17 protein-coding genes are annotated in these 21,385 nt (G+C 70.3%); 12 read left to right on the forward strand and 5 right to left on the reverse strand.

Annotated elements, in window-relative coordinates:
• Nucleotides 1–24 precede the first annotated feature (24 nt).
• A complete protein-coding gene (locus OG214_RS26785; RefSeq protein WP_383033422.1) occupies nt 25–1,458 on the reverse strand; it encodes an MFS transporter in 1,434 nt (477 codons plus the stop codon).
• A gap of 255 nt (nt 1,459–1,713) precedes the next feature.
• Between OG214_RS26785 and OG214_RS26790 the strand changes: the two genes are divergently transcribed.
• Nucleotides 1,714–1,908, forward strand: coding sequence for a DUF1918 domain-containing protein (locus OG214_RS26790; protein ID WP_363084997.1), 195 nt, complete (start codon nt 1,714–1,716; stop codon nt 1,906–1,908).
• A gap of 222 nt (nt 1,909–2,130) precedes the next feature.
• Nucleotides 2,131–2,985 carry a helix-turn-helix transcriptional regulator gene (locus OG214_RS26795; RefSeq protein ID WP_363084996.1) on the forward strand — a complete coding sequence of 285 codons (855 nt, stop codon included), beginning with the start codon at nt 2,131–2,133 and terminating at the stop codon, nt 2,983–2,985.
• On the opposite strand, the gene OG214_RS26800 is transcribed toward OG214_RS26795, so the two are convergent.
• Nucleotides 2,958–4,421 (reverse strand): MFS transporter, encoded by a 1,464-nt coding sequence (locus tag OG214_RS26800; protein ID WP_405986180.1) that lies wholly within the window; start codon nt 4,419–4,421, stop codon nt 2,958–2,960. The two genes, OG214_RS26795 and OG214_RS26800, sit on opposite strands and share 28 nt — an antisense overlap.
• Nucleotides 4,422–4,468: 47 nt before the next feature.
• Between OG214_RS26800 and dusB the strand changes: the two genes are divergently transcribed.
• On the forward strand, nt 4,469–5,665 hold the full coding sequence (gene dusB / locus OG214_RS26805; RefSeq protein ID WP_363084994.1) for a tRNA dihydrouridine synthase DusB: 1,197 nt from the start codon (nt 4,469–4,471) through the stop codon (nt 5,663–5,665).
• A 182-nt stretch (nt 5,666–5,847) separates the two neighbouring features.
• Here the strand turns inward: dusB and OG214_RS26810 are convergent, their stop codons facing one another.
• Nucleotides 5,848–6,624 (reverse strand): GntR family transcriptional regulator, encoded by a 777-nt coding sequence (locus tag OG214_RS26810; RefSeq protein ID WP_363084993.1) that lies wholly within the window; start codon nt 6,622–6,624, stop codon nt 5,848–5,850.
• 288 nt (nt 6,625–6,912) lie between these two features.
• Here OG214_RS26810 and OG214_RS26815 point away from each other — a divergent pair, with 288 nt between their 5' ends.
• The 7 genes from OG214_RS26815 (at nt 6,913) to OG214_RS26845 (ending at nt 16,769) form a co-directional block, all read left to right on the forward strand.
• Nucleotides 6,913–8,067 (forward strand): ABC transporter substrate-binding protein, encoded by a 1,155-nt coding sequence (locus OG214_RS26815; RefSeq protein ID WP_405986181.1) that lies wholly within the window; start codon nt 6,913–6,915, stop codon nt 8,065–8,067.
• Entirely contained in the window at nt 8,067–8,981 is a 915-nt protein-coding gene (locus OG214_RS26820) for an ABC transporter permease (RefSeq protein WP_405986182.1), read from the forward strand. The genes OG214_RS26815 and OG214_RS26820 overlap by 1 nt, the downstream gene beginning before the upstream one ends.
• A complete protein-coding gene (locus OG214_RS26825; protein WP_405986183.1) occupies nt 8,969–9,958 on the forward strand; it encodes an ABC transporter permease in 990 nt (329 codons plus the stop codon). Before OG214_RS26820 ends, OG214_RS26825 begins: the two co-directional genes overlap by 13 nt.
• Before the next feature lie 6 nt (nt 9,959–9,964).
• On the forward strand, nt 9,965–11,068 hold the full coding sequence (locus OG214_RS26830; protein WP_405986184.1) for an ABC transporter ATP-binding protein: 1,104 nt from the start codon (nt 9,965–9,967) through the stop codon (nt 11,066–11,068).
• A gap of 56 nt (nt 11,069–11,124) precedes the next feature.
• Complete coding sequence (locus tag OG214_RS26835) at nt 11,125–11,865, forward strand: HAD family hydrolase (RefSeq protein WP_405986185.1); 741 nt, start codon at nt 11,125–11,127, stop codon at nt 11,863–11,865.
• 341 nt (nt 11,866–12,206) lie between these two features.
• Nucleotides 12,207–14,933 (forward strand): pyruvate, phosphate dikinase, encoded by a 2,727-nt coding sequence (ppdK, locus tag OG214_RS26840; protein WP_405986186.1) that lies wholly within the window; start codon nt 12,207–12,209, stop codon nt 14,931–14,933.
• A 708-nt stretch (nt 14,934–15,641) separates the two neighbouring features.
• On the forward strand, nt 15,642–16,769 hold the full coding sequence (locus tag OG214_RS26845) for an ArsR/SmtB family transcription factor (protein ID WP_405987625.1): 1,128 nt from the start codon (nt 15,642–15,644) through the stop codon (nt 16,767–16,769).
• Between the two features lie 32 nt (nt 16,770–16,801).
• Here OG214_RS26845 and OG214_RS26850 read toward each other — a convergent pair whose 3' ends face one another.
• Nucleotides 16,802–17,956, reverse strand: coding sequence for an alkaline phosphatase PhoX (locus OG214_RS26850; protein WP_383033272.1), 1,155 nt, complete (start codon nt 17,954–17,956; stop codon nt 16,802–16,804).
• Between the two features lie 404 nt (nt 17,957–18,360).
• Here OG214_RS26850 and OG214_RS26855 point away from each other — a divergent pair, with 404 nt between their 5' ends.
• Together OG214_RS26855 and OG214_RS26860 are read left to right on the forward strand one after the other, a co-directional pair.
• Nucleotides 18,361–19,755 carry an endo-1,4-beta-xylanase gene (locus tag OG214_RS26855; protein WP_405986187.1) on the forward strand — a complete coding sequence of 465 codons (1,395 nt, stop codon included), beginning with the start codon at nt 18,361–18,363 and terminating at the stop codon, nt 19,753–19,755.
• Between the two features lie 87 nt (nt 19,756–19,842).
• Entirely contained in the window at nt 19,843–20,622 is a 780-nt protein-coding gene (locus OG214_RS26860; protein WP_363080373.1) for a TSUP family transporter, read from the forward strand.
• An 11-nt stretch (nt 20,623–20,633) separates the two neighbouring features.
• Here the strand turns inward: OG214_RS26860 and OG214_RS26865 are convergent, their stop codons facing one another.
• A complete protein-coding gene (locus OG214_RS26865) occupies nt 20,634–21,266 on the reverse strand; it encodes a class F sortase (protein ID WP_405987626.1) in 633 nt (210 codons plus the stop codon).
• Nucleotides 21,267–21,385: the final 119 nt, after the last annotated feature.

A 21,385-nucleotide genomic window follows, 5' to 3' on the forward strand; every position in this document is an offset into this window, starting at 1 on the left:
CACGGCGCACGCGCTGAGACGTCGTCAGGCCACCGAGCGCGGCAGCCGCAGACTGAGCAGTCCCGTCAGGACCACCAGGGCGAGCTGTGCCAGCAGGGTGATCACCAAAGCGTCCCGCATCCCCATCGCGGCGGCCAGGGAGAGGAAGAGCGAACCCAGGGTCGCCACCCCGAGCGCCAGCGCGGACTGCTGGCCGGTGACCATGACTCCACTGCCCACCCCGGCCCGCTCCGAGGGGATGTCGGAGAGCACGATCCGGATGATGACCGGCAGTTGGAGCCCCTGGCCGAGACCGGCCAGCGCGACGCCGGGCAGCAGTTCCGGCACGCCGATCGCGGGCCAGCCGTTCCAGAGGGCGAGCACCAGCAGGGCGACACCGACCAGCTGGGACACCGAGCCCGCCGTCACCACCAGACTGCCGTACCGCCGTACCAGCCGGGGGCCTGCCAGCGAGGCGGCGAAGAACGTCACCGCCATCGGCACCAGCGCGATTCCCGCCGTGACCGCCCCCATACCGAGGCCCTGCTGAAGCGCGATCGCGATCACGAACATGAAGCCGCCGAAGCCGATCGAGAACGGCAGGAGCAGTGCCAGTCCGCGTCGGAGCGTGACCAGCGCGAGCAGACTCGGCGGTACGAGCGGGGTCCTGCCCTGCCGGTCGGCCCGTCGCTCCACCCGGACGAAGGCGTACGCGGCGACCGGGAAGGCGGCGAGCGAGATCCAGGTCCAGACCGGCCAGCCGGCGGCCCGGCCCTCGGTGAGCGGTGCCAGCAGGGTGATCAGCGAGACGGCCAGCAGAACCGTCCCAGGGGTGTCGATGGGCGCGGGCCGCTGTGAGCGGGTCTCCGGTACCGAACGGAACGCCAGGACCAGTCCGAGCAGCGCGATCGGCACATTCACCAGGAAGATCGCGCGCCAGCCGCTGCCGGCGATGTCCGCCGAGACCAGTACGCCGCCGAGAATCTGGCCCGCCACCATCGCGAGACCGGCGGTGGCGCCGTACAGACTGACCGCCTTGGCGCGGCGCGGGCCGCTGGTCGCGGCATGGATCGTGGCCAGTACCTGGGGCAGCATCAGCGCGGCGGCCGCGCCCTGGGCGACCCGGGCCCCGACCAGGGTCCAGGCGTTGGGCGCGATACCGCAGACGAGCGAGGTGAGGCCGAAGGCCGCCATGCCCATGAGGAAGAGCCTGCGCCGGCCGAACATGTCGCCCAGCCGGCCGCCGAGCACGAGCAGCACGGCGTACGCGAGTCCGTACCCCGCCACCACCAGTTCGAGGAGAGCGGGACCCGCGGCCAGATCGTGGTCGATGGTCGGCAGGGCGACATTGACGATGAAGAAGTCGACCAGGGGAAGTGACGCACCGAGCAGCACGGTGAAGAGACCGAGCGTGCCCAGCACCGACCCGTGGTCATGGACGACGGGGGAGCCGCCGGGGGACCCGCCGGGAGCGGCCACGCCGGTGGATGGGGGCGCGGTCGGGCCGGTTGCCGCGTTCGGGGTGTTTTTCGCGGAAGCTGTACTCACGAATACCACGATCACGCGTGATACACCCTGGTACCAGAGTGTCTTTATCCTGGTACATGAACTACCCGGCAAAGGGCCGAAGGGCCCGCTGAGATGCCCAGGGCGACACGGAACCGGACATTCCGTACACTCATGATCACGGCCAGTGACATGGATCGGCGTCGATGAGCGGCTTGGGAGTGCGGCATGAAAGCAAGCAAGGGTGACCGCCTGGTGATGCACGGCAGGGTGGTCGGCAAGCACGACCGTGTCGTGGAGATCGTGGAAGTGATGGGGCCGAACGGAACACCGCCCTTCAAGGTGCGCGGTGAGGACGGCCATGAGTCGATCGTCTCGCCGGGCCCCGACTCGGCGGTGGAGTCGCGTCCGAAGCGCAAGTGAAGCGCTCGACGAGGGAAAGGCGAAGCGTTCGGGACGAGTGAGTAGGCAAGTGAGCGAGTGACACACGCGGTGCGCGCCTCTCGCGCGCACCGCTCGCGGTTCCGTCGCCGCTCAGCCTGGTACTCATATCTCATTCTCATCCGCTTAGCCGGGTACTCGGGCGGCTCATCCTGGTACCCGCACCACCTGGCAACTGTCTGGGACATACGGCACGCTGGGGGGATGACCACGGCTGTACAGGAAACGGACATCCGCCGCCATGAGCTGGCCGCCTTTCTGCGCAGCCGGCGCGAGCGCATCATGCCCGAGCAGGTGGGTCTCGCCCGCGGGAGCCGGCGCCGTACGCCCGGACTGCGGCGGGAGGAGGTCGCCCAGCTCTCCGCTGTCGGTGTCACCTGGTACACCTGGCTGGAGCAGGCCCGTTCCATCCAGGTCTCCGCGCAGGTGCTCGACGCGCTCGCCCGCGCGCTGCTGCTCGACCGCAGTGAGCGCGCGCATCTCTTCGCGCTCGCGGGCGCCGTCGACCCCGCTCCCGGGACGCCCTGCCTGACCGTCACGCCCGCGCTGCGGCGGATGCTGGAGCGTCTTGAGCCCTATCCGGCGTGTGTGCAGAACGGGCGGTACGACATCCTCGCGTACAACCGCACCTATGGGCATCTGATGTGCGATCTGGACGCGCTGGAGCCCGAGGACCGCAACTGCATGTGGCTGGCCTTCACCAATGAGGAATGGCGCTCTGCGCTGGGCAACCGCGACGAGACGATCCGGACGATGGCGGCCAAGTTCCGTGCGGCCATGGCCGAGCATCTCGCGGAGCCCGCGTGGAAGACGCTGCTCGGACGGCTGCGGTCCGCCTCGTCCGAGTTCCGGGAGATCTGGGAGCAGCACGAGGTGGTCGCCGTGGGCGACAAGACCAGACGGTTCGTCAACGCCCGGGTGGGACAGCTCAATCTGGAGCACACCAACCTCTGGCTCGGACCGTCCTCAGGCCCCCGGCTGGTCAGCTATGTCCCGGTGGACGACGAGTCCAGCGCCCGGCTCGAACGGCTTCACGACCTGGTGCCCGCGGTGGTCTGAGCGCCGCTCGGCTCCAGCCGCTCCGCCGTGTGCCGCGCGGTTCTCCGGGCCCATGTCCCGCTGGTCAGCGCCCCTATGACCAGTACGCACAGCCCGCAGGCGGTGATGATCCACCAGGCCGTCCGGCTCGCGTCCGCGAAGCTCGCCGCGTAGCCGGCGGAGGAGGCGGCGCCGACCACCCCGCCCGCCAGCACCGCGCCGATCACCGCGACACCGAGCGTCCCGCCGATCTGGCGGCTGGTGGAGGCGACCGCCGCCGCGACACCCGCCTGGGAGCGGGGCATCCCGGAGACGGCGGTATTGGTGATCGGCGCGTTGACCATGCCGAAGCCCAGGCCGAACAGGACATAGCCGGTGAACAGCAGCGCGTTCGTCGCCTCCGCGTCGGTGGTGCCGAACAGAAGGCCGCTCGCCGTCATCGCGGTCCCGGCGACCAGCAGCGAGATCCGGGGGCCCCGGCTGCCGACGAGCCGGCCCGACAGAGGCGCGCAGAGGAAGGTCAGGGTCGCCATCGGCAGCATGTAGAGCCCGGCGTGCAGCGCGGACAGTCCCCGTACGTTCTGGAGGTAGAGCGTGTTGAGGAAGAGGAATCCGCTGAGCGCGGCGAAGGAGCAGACGGCGATCACGGTCGCCCCGCTGAAGGGCGCGCTGCGGAAGAACCGCAGATCGATCAGCGGCTCCGCGCGCCTCGGCTCGTACAGCACCAGACCGATCAGGGAGAGGGCCGACACGGCGGCGAACGACAGGATGAGCGGTGAGGTCACCCCGGCCTTCGGCGCCTCGATGATCGCGTAGGTCAGGGCGCCGAGTACGCCGATGACCAGGAGCTGACCGACGGGATCGGGGCGGCGGGGCTTCGGGGCGCGGGACTCGGGGACATAGCGCCAGGTCAGCAGGAGCGCGGCGAGCCCGATCGGGAGATTGATCCAGAAGATCGACCGCCAGCCGACCGAGTCCACCAGCAGCCCGCCGACCAGCGGTCCCGCCGCCATGGAGATACCGACGACGGCGCCCCAGGCACCGATGGCACGGGCGCGTTCACGCGGTTCGGTGAAGGTGTTGGTGATGATCGACATCGCGACGGGGTTGAGCATCGAGCCGCCGACGGCCTGCACCATACGGAAGGCGACGAGCGATTCGAGGTTCGGCGCGACGGAGCAGAGCAGCGAGCCGAGCGTGAAGAGGACGAGTCCGGTCTTGAAGATACGGCGGCGGCCCACCCGGTCGGCGGTGGAGCCGGAGAGCATGAGGAGCGAGGCGAGGACGAGGGTGTAGGCGTCGATCGTCCACTGGAGCCCGGAGACGGAGGCGTGCAGTTCCCGCTGGATGGAGGGGAGGGCGACATTGAGGACGGTGTTGTCCAGGCTGACGATCAGCAGACTCATACAGCAGATGGCGAGGACAAGGAGGCGCCGCCGGTGGCTCAGCTCGGACATACGTCGATAGTACGACTAACTAATGACTCGGTCATGCGTGACAGGTCATGCGCGACAATGGCCGGATGACCGCTTCACTCGCCACGCTCGCCGCCTCTCCCCTTGCCATCGGGCCGCACACCGTGCGACCGCCGGTGGTGCTCGCGCCCATGGCCGGGATCACGAACGCGCCGTTCCGGACGCTGTGCCGTGAATTCAGCGGGGGCAAGGGGCTGTTCGTGAGCGAGATGATCACCACGCGGGCGCTGGTCGAGCGCAATGAGAAGACCATGCAGCTCATCCGTTTCGACGCGACCGAGACCCCCCGCTCGATCCAGCTCTATGGGGTGGACCCGGTGACCGTCGGCAAAGCGGTCCGGATGATCGTGGACGAGGATCTGGCCGATCACATCGATCTCAACTTCGGCTGCCCGGTGCCCAAGGTGACGCGTAAGGGCGGGGGTTCGGCCCTTCCGTACAAGCGCCCGCTGCTGCGCGCGATCCTGCACGAGGCGGTGTCCAACGCGGGTGAGCTGCCCGTCACGATGAAGATGCGCAAGGGCATCGACGACGATCACCTCACCTTTCTCGACGCCGGGCGGATCGCGGTCGAGGAGGGTGTCACGGCGATCGCGCTGCACGGCAGGACGGCCGCGCAGCACTACGGCGGTACGGCGGACTGGGACGCCATCGCCCGGCTCAAGGAGCATGTCCCGGAGATCCCGGTGCTCGGCAACGGCGACATCTGGTCGGCGGAGGACGCGCTGCGGATGATGCGCGAGACCGGCTGTGACGGAGTCGTCGTGGGGCGTGGCTGTCTGGGGCGGCCCTGGCTCTTCGGTGACCTGGTCGCGGCCTTCGAGGGTACGGGCCCCGAGTCGGCGGGCGGTGATGTCACCTTCGCGCGCCCGGCGCTGCGGGAGGTCGCCGCGGTCATGCGGCGCCATGCGGAGCTGCTGGGGGAGTGGCTCGGGGACGAGGCCCGTGGGGTGATCGACTTCCGTAAGCATGTGGCCTGGTATCTGAAGGGCTTCTCGGTCGGCTCGCAGCTCCGCAGGCAACTGGCGGTCACCTCGTCGCTGGCCGAGCTGGACGCGCTGCTGTCCGGGCTCGATCTCGACCAGCCGTGGCCCGACGGCGCGGACGGGCCGCGCGGGCGTACGTCCGGCAACAACCGGGTCGTCCTGCCGGACGGCTGGCTGAAGGACCCGTACGACTGCGCGGGCATCGACGCCGAAGCCGAACTGGACACCTCGGGCGGCTGAGCGCGGCTGAGCGCGGCTGAGCGAGTGCGGCTGAGCACGCCGCAGCCCGCGTCGCGTCCGAGTACGCCGCCCTGCCGCGGCTGGGTACGCCCGCCGCCGACCCCGCCGCCCACGCCGCGGCTGAGACCCCGCCGCCCCGGACCGTGCGCGTGCCCATGCGCGCGCGCTCGCGCGGGGCGCGTCTATGCCGCCGGGCGGGGTGACTGCGGTGTGACGTCCGGGCCCGCGTGGCGTTCCAGAGGGGCCGCCGCCGCGGAGTTGCTCACGCTGAAGGCCACGCTCCCCGCGCGGTAGCGGTCGTCCGTCCACTCGATCGGACGGCCCGCGGCCGTGTACGTGAGATGGCGCTGACGCAGCAGCGGGCTGCCCCGGCGGACATGGAGCAGCCGGGCGTCCTCGCTGCCCGCCGCGACGGCGTCGATCAGATGCTCGCCGTAGTGGGCGACGATGTCCGCGTTCTCCGCGATGCTGTTCATGATCGACACGACATCCTCGGGCAGCGCGCGCACGACCGGTGCCACCCAGTCCGTGTACGCGGTCCGCTCGACCATCACCGGCTCCCCGTCGAGCCGTCGCAGCCGTATGACGTAGAGCACCTCGCTGCCCGGGGCGACCCCGAGCCGTGAGGCCTCCTCGGCCGTGGCGGCCCGTGTCCTGCGGCTGAGGATGCGGCTGGAGACCTCGCACCCCATCGCCTGCGCCCACTGCGCGAAGCTGTTGAGCTGCTGGAAGCTGTGACGGCGCTCCTGGCGCAGTACGACGCGCCGCGCCCCCTGCCGGGAGCCGATCAGACCGTCCGACGCCAGCAGCCCCACCGCCTGCCGCACCGTGCCGCGCGAGACCGACCAGCGGGCCGCGAGATCGCTCTCCGAGGGCAGCCGGGCGCCGACCGGATACTCACCGCCCAGGATCGACTGCCGCAGCGCCTCCGCGATCTCCAGATACCGCGAACTGCCCACGCCTGCCCCCCATCGAATTACGGAACTGTGCACAGGTGCGCCTACCCACCGCGGACCTGGCCTTCACTCTAACCGTATGTCCCGCCGGGGGTGCGGCCCCCAGGATGCCCCGTTGATCATCAATCCTCCCTGAAAAGCTGTGCTGACCAGCTAGTTGCTCGGGGTGGTCTTCCTCGGGTCGTGCTGTCATGGCCATGGGCCGTTCACTTCGAGGTCATCTGGACCGGGCGAACTGATGCCAGCTTGTATGAACAAGTGACACCCTCTCTTCGCTCCGGGAGACATCGCGTGACCCGAATCCGCGTCCGCGCCAACGGCCGGCTGGCAGCCGCCCTGGCGCTCAGCACCGCCGCGCTCACCGCGCTCACCGCCTGTGGTGCGGCACCCGAGGAATCCGCCAAGGCGGCCGACTCCGCCGCCGCCACCTCCGCCGCCGACTTCGGCGGACTGAAGGACCTGGTCGCCGCCGCCGAGAAGGAGGGCGAGCTCAACGCGATCGCCCTTCCGCCGGACTGGGCGAACTACGGCGAGGTCATCAAGGCGTTCGAGGCCAAGTACAAGATCAAGGTCAACAGCGAGAACCCGGACGGTTCCAGCTCCGACGAGATCGCCGCCGTCAAGTCCCGCAAGGGCCAGGACCGCGCCCCCGACGTCCTCGACCTCGGTATCGCCTTCGCCCGCAGCGGCGCGGCCGAGAACCTCTTCGCGCCGTACAAGGTCGAGGCCTGGGACAAGATCCCCGACGCCCAGAAGGAGAAGGACGGCCGCTGGTTCAACGACTACGGCGGCTATATCTCCATCGGCTGCGACGCCTCCCGTATCAAGACCTGCCCCGAGACCTTCGCCGATCTCCTCAAGCCCGAGTACAAGGGCAAGGTGGCGCTCAACGGCAACCCCACCAAGTCCGGTTCGGCCTTCGGCGGCGTCTACGCGGCGTCCCTCGCCAACAAGGGCTCCTTCGGCGACATCCAGCCCGGTATCGACTTCTTCGGTGAGCTGAAGAAGAACGGCAACTTCATCCCCGTCGAGTCCACCCCGGCCACGGTCGAGAAGGGCGAGACGCCCATCTCCATCGACTGGGACTACCTCAACGCCAGTTACGCCGACCAGTTCAAGGGCAAGGGCGTGGACTGGAAGGTCGCCATCCCGAGCGACGGCGTCTACGCGCAGTACTACTCGCAGGCCATCAACAAGGACGCGCCGCACCCGGCCGCCGCCCGCCTGTGGATGGAGTTCCTCTACAGCGCCGAGGGCCAGAACCTCTGGCTGAAGGGGTACGCGCGTCCCGTGCTGCTGCCCGCCATGACCACGGACGGCACGGCCGACAAGAGCTTCGTCGCCAAGCTGCCCGAGGTCGAGGGCACCCCGACCTTCCCCGAGTCCGCCGAACTGGACAAGGCCAACGCCACCCTCGCCGAGAACTGGGACAAGGCCGTCTCCTGATGACCGCCCCCACCCCGACCGTCTCCACCCCGCCCGTGGCGGGCGCCGCCGACGGCAGCAGCCGTCGGCGGCGGCGGGCGCCACGCGTCTGGCTCGGCGCCCTCCCGCTGCTCGTCTTCGCCGGAGTCTGCTTCGGTCTGCCGGTCGGCGCCCTGCTCTACGGGGCCGTCACCCGGGACGATCCGGCCACCGGCGCCACCGCCCTGACCGGCGAGCACCTCCAGCGCTCGCTCCAGGGCCCCTATCTGACCTCGCTGATCGGCAGCGTCGAACTCTCCGCGCTGACCGCCGTGATCGGCACCGTGCTCGGAATGCTGATCGCCCAGGCCGTCGTCACCTCACGCGGTACCGCGCTGCGCAACGGTGTGCTCACCGCCTCCGGAGTGCTCGCCAACTTCGGCGGTATCCCGCTCGCGTTCGCGTTCGTCGCCACGCTCGGTATCTCCGGTGTGGTCACCCAGCTCGGCCATCTCGACGGCCTCGGCTGGAATCTGTACTCCTTCACCGGACTGACCATCATCTATCTCTACTTCCTGGTGCCGCTGATGGTGCTGGTCAGCGTTCCCGCGCTGGACGGTCTGCGCCCGCAGTGGCGGGAGGCCGCGCAGAACGCCGGGGCCACCTCCTGGCAGTTCTGGCGCCATGTCGGACTGCCGGTCCTCGCGCCCTCGCTGCTCGGCGGGTTCGTGCTGCTCTTCGGCAGCGCCTTCGCCGCGCACGCCACCGCCGCCGCGCTGGTCGGCGGCTCGGTCCCGCTGGTCACCCTGAAGATCGCGGACGCGCTCTCCGGCAACGTACTGGTCGGTCAGGAGAATGTGGCGCTCGCGCTGAGCCTCGACATGATCGTGATCGCCGGCCTGGTCATGGCGGTCTATCTGCCCCTCCAGCGACGGAGCACCCGATGGCTGCACTGACCCCCACCGCCACCCCGGCCGCCCCCGCGCCCGCCGCTCCCCGCAAGGCACGGGACGCCGGGGCCGCGCGCACCCGGCGCCGTCCCCGGGTCTGGCGCGGTGCCGTGCTCTTCCTGGCCGGGCTCTACTTCCTCGTACCGCTGCTGTCCTCGTTCGTCTTCACGGTGCGTATCCCCGGACAGGGCCTCACCTTCGACGCGTACACCGGGATCCTCTCCGCCGAGGGCTTCACCCAGAGCCTGCTGCTCTCGCTCGGGCTCGCGGCGGCCACCATCGTCCTCGCGCTGCTGCTCACCGTGCCGGCCCTGGTGGCCGTACGGCTCGGTGCGCCGAAGCTCGCCCCGCTCGTCGAGATCGTCTGCATGCTGCCACTGGTGGTACCGCCGATCGCGCTGGTCACCGGGGTGACCACGGTGCTGCGCTGGGGACCCGACCATCTCTCCCGTACCCCGCTCTACCAGACGTTCCTCGCGGTGCAGAACGAGTCGTTCCCCGTGGTGCTGGTGCTCGCCTACACGGTGCTCGCCCTGCCGTTCGTCTACCGCTCGCTGGACGCCGGGCTGCGCGCCATCGACGTACCCACCCTGGTGGAGGCCGCGCGCAACTGCGGGGCGAGCAGGCCGTATGTGATCCTGCGGGTCATCCTGCCCAATCTGCGCTCGTCCCTGGCCGGTGCCTCCTTCCTCACCCTGGCGCTGGTCCTGGGCGAGTTCACCATCGCGTCGCTGCTCGGCTTCCGGCCCTTCGCGGTGTGGATCGTCACCGTCTCGGGCGCGGAGGCCCGGATGTCGGTGGCCGTGTCCCTGCTCAGCCTGCTGATCACCTGGGCGCTGCTGCTGGTCCTCTCGCGGGCGGGGACGCGTGCCTCCTCGGCCGCCACTCCCGCTCCGCCCACCGCCACCGCCCCCTCCACGGCCTCCTCCGGGGCCACGGCCCCGGCACCCACCGCCGCCTCTTCCGTCTCCGGCAAGGAGTAGACCCCCATGTCATCCACCTCCACAGCGACCGCGGAGCGGCCGGAGAAGGCCACCGCCGCCGGCGCCCTGGTCGAATTCCGCGGTCTGCGCCGGGCCTTCGGCGCCACCGTCGCCCTCGACGGACTGGACCTGACGGCCAGACCGGGAGAACTGCTCGCCCTGCTCGGCCCCTCGGGCTGCGGCAAGACCACGGCGCTGCGGGTTCTCGCCGGCTTCGAGCAGCCGGACGCGGGCGAGGTGCTGGTGGACGGCGAGGACATCACCCGGGTGCCGGCCAACCGGCGCGACGCCGGCATGGTCTTCCAGTCGTACAGCCTCTTCCCGCACCTCAACGCCCGCGACAACGTGGCCTTCGGGCTGCGGGTACGGAAGGTGTCCACCGCCGAACGGCGCGAGCGCGCCGCCGAACTCCTCGATCTGGTCGGTCTGCCCCAGCACGGCGACCGCTTCCCGCACCAGATGTCCGGCGGTCAGCAGCAGCGTGTCGCGCTGGCCCGCGCGCTGGCGCTGCGCCCGCGCGTCCTGCTGCTCGACGAGCCGCTCTCGGCGCTCGACGCGAAGGTACGGCTCACTCTGCGCGAGGAGATCCGGCGGCTCCAGCTCTCGTTGGGCATCACCACCATCTTCGTCACCCACGACCAGGAGGAGGCGCTCTCCATGGCCGACCGGGTGGCGGTGCTCAACGCGGGCCGGCTGGAGCAGTGCGCGCCGCCCGCCGAGCTGTACGAGCGGCCCGCCACGCCGTTCGTCGCCGAGTTCGTCGGCGCGATGAACCGGCTGCCCGGCCGGCTCACCGACGGCGGACTGGTCGAGGTCGCGGGCGCCGAACTGCCCGTGGACGGCGAGATCCCGGCGGAGCGCGAGGTGGAGGTGCTGATACGGCCCGAGAACATCCTCGCCACCGCCGATCCCGCAGGTACGGCCACGGTCGTCTCCGCGTCCTTCTTCGGCTCGGTCACCCGGGTGCTGCTCGATCTGCCCGGCGGCGGCTCGGTCAAGTCCGACATACCGTCGCGGGACGCCGGCGCGCTGACGCCGGGCGTACGCGCGACGGTCGCGCCGGCGCGGCGCCCGGTGCTCGTGGTACCGGCCGCGGGCAAGGGCGCGTGAGTACGCCTGAGGTGAGCGCGCCCGAGGTGAGTACGCCTGAGGTGAGTACGCCTGAGGTGAGCGCACCCGAGGTGGGTACGCCCGAGGTGGGTAAGCCCGAGGCGGTGCTCTTCGACATGGACGGCACGCTCGTGGACACCGAGGTGCTGTGGTGGGAGACGGCCGACGAGATCGCGGCCGGTCTCGGCCACCGGCTCACCGACGCGGACGCGCCGGAGGTCGTCGGCAGGGCGGTCGCCGACACCGCCGCCCATCTCGTCCGGGTCAGCGGCGGCGGCTGCGCGGACACGGTCGCCGCCGAACTGGCCGGTTCCTTCTTCCGCCGGGTGGAGGCGGGGGTGCCGCTGCGGCCGGGCGCCCGCCGGCTGCTGGCCGAACTGGAGCGCGCCGAGGTGCCGTTCGCCCTGGTGAGCGCGTCCCCGAGGGCCGTGGTGGACTCGGTGGTCGCGGGTTCGCTGGCCGGTTTCGGCTTCGCCTTCACGCTCTCGGCCGACGACACCGTACGGACCAAACCGCACCCCGATCCCTACCGGGAGGCGGCCGAACGGCTCGGCCTCGGGCCCGGGGAGTGTGTCGCGGTGGAGGACTCGCCGGACGGCAGCGCGTCCGCCCAGGCGGCCGGCTGCGCGGTGCTGGTGGTGCCCTCGCTGCTGCCGGTGGAACCGGCGGCCGGACGGTACTTCGCCGGCAGTCTGGAGGAGGTCGACCTCGGGGTGCTGCGCGGTTGCCGTGACGGCTCCGTCAACAGGTCGGGAGACCGTCCGGATCCTGGAATCGCGGAACTGTTCCAAGGGTGATTCTCGCCACGTTTGATCGGCGCCTGGCTCATATGAGCCCGATGTGGGTGGCTGCATCTCTGGAAGGGGTGGCACGGGGTGCCACCCCTTTCGCGTTCACCTTCTGAACTCAGACGTCGATGTCCATGCTCATATGAGCAGTTCACGTCATGAGCAGGTCATGTCCGCTTCGAGGGGTGAAGGCGCGGGGAGAGGCTGGTTGGCGCCGGGTCACTTTCGATCTGGTGGCGGACGGGTGGTTAAGGCCGTATGACAGGCAAGTGGACGTACCCAGGCACCTTCGATCTGGGTATGTTCCTCGCCGTCAGGGCAGCCACCGCGTCCTCGAGGAGTCGAGACCCGTGTCGGAAAACAATGATCCCCACTCAGCCTCAGCCGAGAAATTCGTCTATGACTTCACCGAGGGCAACAAGGATCTGAAGGACCTGCTCGGTGGCAAGGGTGCCAATCTCGCCGAGATGACCAATCTCGGGCTGCCGGTCCCTCCCGGCTTCACCATCACCACCGAGGCGTGCAACATCTATCTCGACAGCGGTACGGAACCGGCTTCCCTGCGTGACGAGGTGAGTGCCCATCTCGACGCCCTCGAACGGAAGATGGCCAAGAAGCTCGGACAGCACGACGATCCGCTGCTCGTCTCCGTACGCTCCGGGGCCAAGTTCTCCATGCCCGGCATGATGGAGACCGTCCTCAACGTCGGTCTCTCCGACGCCTCCGTGGCCGGGCTCGCCGCGCAGGCCGGTGACGAACGCTTCGCCTGGGACTCGTACCGCAGGCTCATCCAGATGTTCGGCAGGACCGTGCTCGGTGTCGACGGCGCGCTCTTCGAGGAGGCGCTGGAGGAGGCCAAGCACGCCAAGGGCGCGGCGACGGACGTGGATCTGGCGGCCGAGGACCTCAAGAAGCTGGTCAAGCGGTTCAAGAAGATCGTCTCCCGGGAGGCGGGCCGTGACTTCCCGCAGGACCCGCGCGAGCAGATGGATCTCGCGGTCCGCTCGGTCTTCGAGTCCTGGAACACCGACCGTGCCAAGCTCTACCGCCGCCAGGAACGCATTCCCGGCGACCTCGGCACGGCCGTCACCATCTGCTCCATGGTCTTCGGCAACCTCGGCCCGGATTCCGGTACGGGCGTCGCCTTCACCCGTGACCCCGCCAGCGGCCAGCAGGGCGTGTACGGCGACTACCTCCAGAACGCCCAGGGCGAGGATGTCGTCGCGGGCATCCGCAACACCGTGGCGCTCGCCGAACTGGAGGCCATCGACAAGAAGTCGTACGACCAGCTCATGAGCATCATGGAGACGCTGGAGACGCACTACCGCGATCTGTGCGACATCGAGTTCACCATCGAGCGCGGCCAGTTGTGGATGCTCCAGACCCGGGTCGGCAAGCGCACCGCCGGCGCCGCCTTCCGCATTGCCACCCAGCTCGTCGACCAGGGGCTGATCGGTGAGGCCGAGGCGCTCCAGCGCGTCAACGGCGCCCAGCTCGCCCAGCTCATGTTCCCGCGCTTCGACGAGGACGCCAAGCGTGAGCTGCTCGGACGCGGGATCGCCGCCTCGCCGGGCGCGGCCGTCGGCAAGGCGGTCTTCGACTCGTACACCGCCATCAAGTGGTCCAGGTCCGGTGAGAAGGTCATCCTGATCCGCCGCGAGACCAACCCCGACGACCTGGACGGCATGATCGCCGCCGAGGGCATCCTGACCTCGCGCGGCGGCAAGACCTCGCACGCCGCCGTCGTCGCCCGTGGCATGGGCAAGACCTGTGTCTGCGGCGCCGAGGAGCTGGAGGTCGACACCAAGGCCCGCCGGATGACGGTGAACGGGACCATCGTCGAGGAGGGCGACGTCGTCTCCATCGACGGCTCCACCGGCAAGGTCTACCGGGGCGAGGTCCCCGTCGTCCCGTCGCCCGTCGTCGAGTACTTCGAGGGCCGGATGCACGCCGGCGCCGACGACGCCGACGAACTGGTCGAGGCCGTCCACCGGATGATGGCGTACGCGGACCGCCGCCGCAGACTGCGGGTGCGCGCCAACGCCGACAACGTCGAGGACGCCCTGCGCGCCCGGCGCTTCGGCGCCCAGGGCATCGGACTGTGCCGTACGGAGCACATGTTCCTCGGCGAGCGCCGCGAGATGGTCGAGAAGCTGATCCTCGCCGACACGGACGACGAGCGTGAGACGGCGCTGGGCGCCCTGCTGCCGCTCCAGAAGAAGGACTTCATCGAGCTCTTCGAGGCGATGGACGGACTGCCCGTGACCGTACGGCTGCTCGACCCGCCGCTGCACGAGTTCCTCCCCGACATCACCGAACTGTCGGTACGGGTCGCGCTCGCCGAGGCCCGCAAGGACCACAACGAGAACGATCTGCGGCTCCTCCAGGCCGTGCACAAGCTCCATGAGCAGAACCCGATGCTCGGTCTGCGCGGGGTACGGCTCGGTCTGGTCATCCCGGGGCTCTTCGCCATGCAGGTCCGGGCCATCGCGGAGGCCGCGGCCGAGCGCAAGAACGCCAAGGGCGACCCACGGGCCGAGATCATGATCCCGCTCGTCGGCACGGTCCAGGAGCTGGAGATCGTCAGGGACGAGGCCCAGCTGGTCATCACCGAGGTGGAGGCCGCCACCGGGGTCGAACTCAGGCTGGCGCTCGGCACGATGATCGAGCTGCCGCGCGCGGCCCTGACGGCTGGTCAGATCGCGGAGGCCGCGGAGTTCTTCTCCTTCGGTACGAACGATCTCACCCAGACCGTCTGGGGCTTCTCCCGCGACGACGTGGAGGCGAGCTTCTTCACGGCGTATCTGGAGAAGGGCATCTTCGGGGTCTCGCCGTTCGAGACGATCGACCGGGACGGGGTGGGCGCGCTCGTACGGAGCGCGGTGGAGGCGGGCCGTGCCACGCGGCCGGGGCTGAAGCTGGGCGTCTGCGGTGAGCACGGCGGCGACCCCGAGTCGGTGCACTTCTTCCACGAGGTGGGCCTGGACTATGTCTCCTGCTCGCCGTTCCGTATCCCGGTCGCGCGGCTGGAGGCGGGCCGCGCGGCGGCGGCGTCGGCGGGCAGCGACTCGCGGTAGGCGCCGGCCCGCGGTAGCCGTCGGCGCGCGGTAGCAGCCGGCCCGCGCCAGCCGTTGGCGGGGGCGCTCGGTGGCGGGCGGGGCGCTCGGTGCAGGGCGGGGTGCCCGGTGCCGGGCGGGGCGCCCGGTGGTTCCGCAGCCGCCGTGTCCGTCCGCCGCCGCTGCCGTACGACGGCCCCGAAGACCCCGGAGCCGGTCCGCCGGTTCATCCCGACCCTCGCCGACCCGGCGGGCGGCTCCGGAACACGAGGAAGGGGCGGGTGCCCGTGCGGAGGCGCCCGCCCCTTCGTCGATTCTCCGCCTCTTTCCCCAGCCCCGGGCGCGTCTTTCTCCAAGCACATTGAATAACGTGCCGAGGGCGGCTCCTCCGGCGCGCCGGAGCGCGGCCGGTGGATCCCCACCCACCGGCCGCGCTCCCTTTCCGAGAGCCGGACATGGAGCCGCAACCCCGACCGACCGCCGCCGGGCGCGCAAAGCCCCCCACGGCCTTCGCCGCGCCTATTCGGCCGTCCGGGTTTCATGCCCGACGCGGTACAGCTTTTCGGCTGGGACGGGGTGTCCGCGATGCGTTTCAACTGTGGCTGAAACACCGTGGTAACCGGCTGTGATGGCATGCATACTCAGTGCCGGGGGAGATTGTGGATGCAAACAGGTGGGGACTCGATGCTGCGTATTCATTTCACCGGGAAGGACCTCGGCGGGGTCCGGATGGCCGCCGGTCCCGATCCGCTCTGGGAAACCATTCTCAGTTTTCATCGAATAAGGGATCGGCGGGGCCCTCTTGTCTTCGGGGAATGGCGCAAGGAAACGCGGGCCAGGTTGAAAGGTGAAACGGTACTGCTCTCCGCGCTGGTTCCACGGCGCGGCTATTTCCCGGATTTCCTGACGCCCGCCGAGGGGCGGGCCGGGTTCGAGGCGGGCCTCGCGGCGCTGCGCGCCACCCCGCCCGAGCGGGTCCGCGCCGAGCTCGCCCTGCTCGCCGTCGAGCGTGCCAGGGCCGAGCGCCGTGCGTCGAGAAGGAGCCCGTCGAGGAGCCCGTCGAGAAAGCGCGCCGTGGAACTGCCGGCCGCACTCGGCGACGACGGAGACCGGGACGGGACCGGGGCCGGGGCCGGGGTCGGGGTCGGGGTCGGAGGCGACGGGACAGGCGGCGGGGGCGGCGGGGTCGGGGCCGAGGGAGGCGGGGCCGTGGCCCGGGGCGATGGGGCCGTGGCCGACCGGCTCGGCGCGCTCGTCGAGGCGCTGCGTACGTACCACCGGGCCGCGATAGAGCCGTACTGGCCCCATATCCGGGCCAGGACCGAGGCGGACCGCGCGCTGCGCGGCCGGGCCCTGCTCGACGGCGGCGCCGACGAACTGCTCGGCACCCTGCCCCCGATGCTGCGCTGGCGCTCCCCGGTGCTGGAGGCCGACTATCCGGTCGAGCGCGAACTGCGCCTGGACGGACGGGGGCTGCTCCTCCAGCCGTCCTTCTTCTGCCGTGGCACACCCGTCGTCCACCGGGACCCGACGCTGCCGCCCGTCCTCGTCTACCCCGTGACGCACTCCGACGCGCCCGCCGTCACGGAGCGCCCGGGGCCCTCGCTCGGGCGGCTCGTCGGGCACACCCGCTCGGCGGTCCTGCGGGCCATCGAACACGGCTCCACGACCAGTGAACTGGCCCGCAGGACAGGGGTGTCACTCGCCTCCGCGAGCCAGCACGCGTGCGTACTGCGGGAGGCGGGGCTCGTGGTCACCCTGCGCCACGGCAATGCCGTACTGCACACCCTCACCCCACTGGGCGCCGCCCTGCTGAGGGGCGGCGCCACCGCGGACGGTCTCTACGCGCGGAACTGACGGCGGGTTCTACGCGCGGAACAGCGACGGTTCTACGCGCGGAACGGCCCCGTCACCTCGTAGGTGATGCCGGCCGACGAACTGCCGCTGGTCCCCCGCTGGCTGGAGAAGTAGAGCCGCTTGCCGTCGGGGGAGAAGGCCGGTCCGGTGATCTCGGAGCCGGACTGGCCGCCGATGCGCAGGAACGGCGCCACGACATCGTTCGGCGTGATGACGCAGATCTCCATGTTCCCGCCGTCCTCGGAGACATAGAGATCGCCGGACGAGGAACCGGTCACATTGTCGACCCCGGTCAGTGGCGCCGTACCGGACACCAGGGAGTCGTCGTAGGCCAGTTCGATGGTCCCCGCGACCACGTTGTACTGCCAGACGCGGTTGTCGCCCTTGGTGGTGAACCAGCAGGTGTCGTCCGCGTAGTAGCAGCCCTCGCCGCCGTTGAAGCGCTTGGCGCCCGAGACCTGGTTACGGGTGGCCGTGGCGCCGGTGGGGTCGGGCACGGTCTTCCAGGTCACAGGACCGCTGGTGGCCGTGCCCGCGACGAGCACCTCAAGCCGGCCCGACGACAGATCGCCCCAGATGGTCGGGGTGAAGCGGTAGAAGCAGCCGTCGGTGGTGTCCTCGGTGAGATAGATCACCTTGCGGACCGGGTCGGCCGCGGCGGCCTCGTGCTTGAAGCGGCCCATCGCGTCCCGCCGTACCGCCGCCTTCGTGCCCCACGGGTCGGTCTCGTAGACATAGCCGCGGTCCACCTCCTCGCAGGAGAGCCAGGTGTTCCACGGCGTCTTGCCGCCCGCGCAGTTCTGCCGGGTGCCGGAGAGGATCCGGTACGCGCCGGTGATCGCGCCGGCGGCCGAGAAGCGGACCGCGCTCGCGCCGCCCGACGGGTCGATCTCCGAGTTGGAGACATAGATCCAGCCGGTGCCGTCGGCGTAGCAGGCGCCGCCGTCGGGCGCGCTGTGCCAGGTGTACGAGGTGCCGGAGACCGGCTGCCCGGAACGGGCGATCACCCGGCTGGTGAAGCCGGCGGGGAGGCGGATGTTGTTGGCGTCCGCCGCGCCGAGTGCTCCATAGGGGCCCGCGCCCGGCTGGGCGGGGGCGGCGATGGCCGCTCCGCGCCACAACGTGCCGCCGAGTGCGGCGGCGGAGGTGCCGATGACCGCTCCGCGCAGGAAACTGCGACGTTCCACTGGTCGCTCCATGGGGGTGTGGTGACCGTCCCGGGGCGCCGGACGGTGCCACGGGGTCGCACGTCGCAGCAGCCTAGGGGCCGCGCATGGCCGGTGGTTGAACGGGTGGTGAGGCGGAGCCGAGCCGTAGGGCGTGGGAGCCGAGCCGTCCGCGGGTACGGAACCGGCCTGCCCTGCCGGTACGGAGTCGGTCCGCCCCGCCGGTACGGAGCAGGCCCGCCTCGCCCCGGTCCCGCGGTGTGCGTACGCGCGATGCACGAACGGGCGAACTCGTGCCACGTCCGTTGACGAACACCACCTCCGCCTCTACGTTCCGAACAGCGCTCTCGAAACTTTCTGTGAACTTTCCGAAATCACATGAGAGAGGGACGATCGTGAGAAAACCTCGGATCTTATCCGGAGTCGTGGCAGCCGTCTCGGCCCTGACCGCGGCGGCCGTCGCCGTCGTCGGACTCGCCGCCCCCGCGCACGCCGCGGACCCCGTCCTGCGGGACCTCGCCGCGGCGAAGGGCGTCTACTACGGCACCGCCGTCACGTCCTCGAAGCTGAGTGGTACGTACGGAGCCCTCGCCGGCGCCCAGTTCGACTCCATCACCCCCGCCAACGAGATGAAGTGGGGCACGGTCGAGCCGAACCGGGGCAGCTTCGACTGGGCGGGTGCCGACCGGGTGGTGAACTTCGCCGAGGCCAACGGGCAGCGGGTGCGCGGGCATACGCTCGTCTGGCACAGCCAGATGCCCAACTGGCTCGCCAACGGGTCCTTCAGCAACACCGAGCTGCGCACGATCATGACCGACCATGTCACCACCGAGGTCACCCGTTACCGGGGGCGGATCGACCACTGGGACGTCGTCAACGAGCCGCTCAACGAAGACGGCACCATGAGGGGCAGCAAGTTCTACAACCAGCTCGGCGAGTCGTACATCGCCGACGCCTTCCGTGCCGCACGCGCCGCCGATCCCGCCGCCAAGCTGTACATCAACGACTACAACACGGACGGCACGGGCCCCAAGAGCAACGGGATGTACTCCCTGGTGCAGCGGCTCAAGGCACAGGGCGTCCCGATCGACGGCGTCGGCTTCCAGGGCCATCTCATCCTCGGCCAGGTACCGTCCACCCTCCAGGCCAATCTCCAGCGCTTCGCCGACCTCGGGGTGGAGGTGGCCGTCACCGAACTCGACATCCGGATGACGCTGCCCGCCACCGACGCCAAGCTCACCCAGCAGAAGGCCGAGTACAAGGCCGTCACCAACGCCTGCCTCGCCGTGGCGCGCTGCGAGGGCGTCACCGTCTGGGGCTTCACCGACTCCGACTCCTGGATCCCGGACGTCTTCCCCGGCGAGGGCGCGGCCACCCCGTACGACGCGGGCTTCCAGCCCAAGCCGGCCTACTACGGCATCGCGGAGGCGCTCGGCTGGACCGGTGACGGAGGTCCCGGTGACCCGGGTGACCCGGGTGATCCCACCCCCACCACCGGCTGCGCGGTGGCCTATGCCGTCCAGAGCCAGTGGAACACCGGCTTCACCGCCGGTGTGACCGTCAGGAACACCGGGACCTCGCCGGTCAACGGCTGGACCCTGCACTGGACATGGCCCTCGGGCCAGAGCGTGACCCAGGCCTGGAACGCCACCGTCAGCCAGTCCGGGGCACAGGCCACCGCCGTCAACGCCGCCCACAACGCGGCCATCGCTCCTGGCGGCTCGGTCACCTTCGGGTTCAACGGCGCGTGGAGCGGCGGCAACACCGCGCCGGGCGCCTTCACCCTGAACGGGGCCGCCTGCACGGCCGCTGTGTCGTAGCGGACAGGGGCAGGGGCAGGGGCAGAGGTAGGGGCGGCGGCGAGGGCACGAGCACGGGCGGGAACGCCGGTATATAGGGTCACGGTCGTGCCCGACATATCGCTGACCGCGCTCGTCCTGCTCTGCCTCGCCGCCGCCGGGGCCGGCTGGATCGACGCCGTGGTGGGCGGCGGCGGGCTGCTGCTTCTGCCCGCGATGCTGCTCGGCTTTCCCCATATCCCCGCCGCGCACATCCTCGGCACCAACAAGGCGGTCGCCATCGTCGGTACGTCGGGCGCGGCGGTGACATATCTGCGGAAGGCTCCGGTCGATGTCCGGACGGCGGTACGGATCGGCCTCGCGGCCCTCGCCGGTTCGATGACCGGAGCCTTCTTCGCGGCCGGGATCAGCAGCGATGTGCTGCGGCCGGTGATCATGGTGGTGCTGCTGGGGGTGGCGGCCTTTGTGATGCTGCGGCCGTCCTTCGGACGGACACAGGCGGGCGGCCCCGTCACACGGGTGCGTGCGGTCATGGCGATCGTGCTGGTCGGCGGTGGGATCGGCTTCTACGACGGGCTGATCGGACCCGGCACGGGAACGTTTCTTGTGCTGGCCCTCACAGCCGTACTCCACCTCGATCTGGTGACGGCCTCCGCCACCGCGAAGATCGTGAACGTCTGCACCAACGCCGGGGCGCTCGCCATGTTCGCCTACCAGGGCACGGTGATGTGGAAGCTCGCGGCGCTGATGGCGGTCTTCAATCTGGCGGGCGGGATGCTCGGCGCGCGCATGGCGCTCGACAAGGGCAGCGAATTCGTGCGCGGGGTACTGCTGGTGGTGGTGTTCTCGCTGGTCGCGAAGCTCGCGTTCGACCAGTGGACCGCGTGAGCGGTATGGAGTCATTCGACGCCGGTGAGATGGGCGTACGCCACGACGTTGCCCTTGTAGCCGGTCTTCTTCGAGAAGCCGCCCCCGCAGGTGATCACCCGTAGCTCCGGCCGGTCGGAGGACCCGTAGACCTTGCGCTCGGGGAAGTCGGCGTTGTCGTACACCTCAAGGGCGTCGACGGAGAAGACGGCGGTACGGCCGTCCGCGCGGGCCACTTCTATGCGCTGGCCCTTTCTGAGGGTGCCGAGCTTGTAGAAGACGGCGGGTCCCCGCGCGTTGTCGACATGGCCGGCGATGATCGCGGTGCCCTTGGCACCCGGGGAGGGGCCGTCCTTGTACCAGCCCGCGACATTGCGGACTCCCTGAGGCGGTACGTGCAGACCGCCTTCGCGGTCCAGTCCCAGCCCCAGGAGCGGGGTGTCGACCTTGATCCCGGGGATGCGCAGGGCGACAGGGGCGGCGGACGACATCGGGGCGGCGGCCTGCGTGACGCGGTGACCGGACCCGGACCCGGACCCGGCGCCGGACCCTGAGCCGGAGCCGGACCCCGAGCTGGAGGTGGATCGGGACTCGGACCCGGAGCCGCCGAAGGCCTCGGAGGCGGCCGGCTCGGGCGGGGTGACCTCCTTGGAGCCGTTTCCCATCAGCCAGACACCGATACAGATGGTTATGGCTATCGTCCAGCCCGAGCCGCCCCGGTGCCTGCTGCAGTAGTGGCCGTAGCCCTGCTGGTAGTTGTAGCCGTACTTGCTGTCGTAGTTGT

This window comes from Streptomyces sp. NBC_00872 (genome assembly GCF_045161915.1).
GTDB lineage: Bacteria > Actinomycetota > Actinomycetes > Streptomycetales > Streptomycetaceae > Streptomyces.

Bases quoted from the DNA above. Each gene is read 5' to 3' on its own strand.
- OG214_RS26800 (WP_405986180.1), bottom strand. From the start codon at position 4,421: ATGTCCGAGCTGAGCCACCGGCGGCGCCTCCTTGTCCTCGCCATCTGC.
- OG214_RS26790 (WP_363084997.1), top strand. From the start codon at position 1,714: ATGAAAGCAAGCAAGGGTGACCGCCTGGTGATGCACGGCAGGGTGGTC.
- OG214_RS26825 (WP_405986183.1), top strand. From the start codon at position 8,969: ATGGCTGCACTGACCCCCACCGCCACCCCGGCCGCCCCCGCGCCCGCC.
- OG214_RS26820 (WP_405986182.1), top strand. From the start codon at position 8,067: ATGACCGCCCCCACCCCGACCGTCTCCACCCCGCCCGTGGCGGGCGCC.
- OG214_RS26865 (WP_405987626.1), bottom strand. From the start codon at position 21,266: ATGGGAAACGGCTCCAAGGAGGTCACCCCGCCCGAGCCGGCCGCCTCC.
- OG214_RS26830 (WP_405986184.1), top strand. From the start codon at position 9,965: ATGTCATCCACCTCCACAGCGACCGCGGAGCGGCCGGAGAAGGCCACC.
- OG214_RS26845 (WP_405987625.1), top strand. From the start codon at position 15,642: ATGGCCGCCGGTCCCGATCCGCTCTGGGAAACCATTCTCAGTTTTCAT.
- dusB (WP_363084994.1), top strand. From the start codon at position 4,469: ATGCGCGACAATGGCCGGATGACCGCTTCACTCGCCACGCTCGCCGCC.
- OG214_RS26795 (WP_363084996.1), top strand. From the start codon at position 2,131: ATGACCACGGCTGTACAGGAAACGGACATCCGCCGCCATGAGCTGGCC.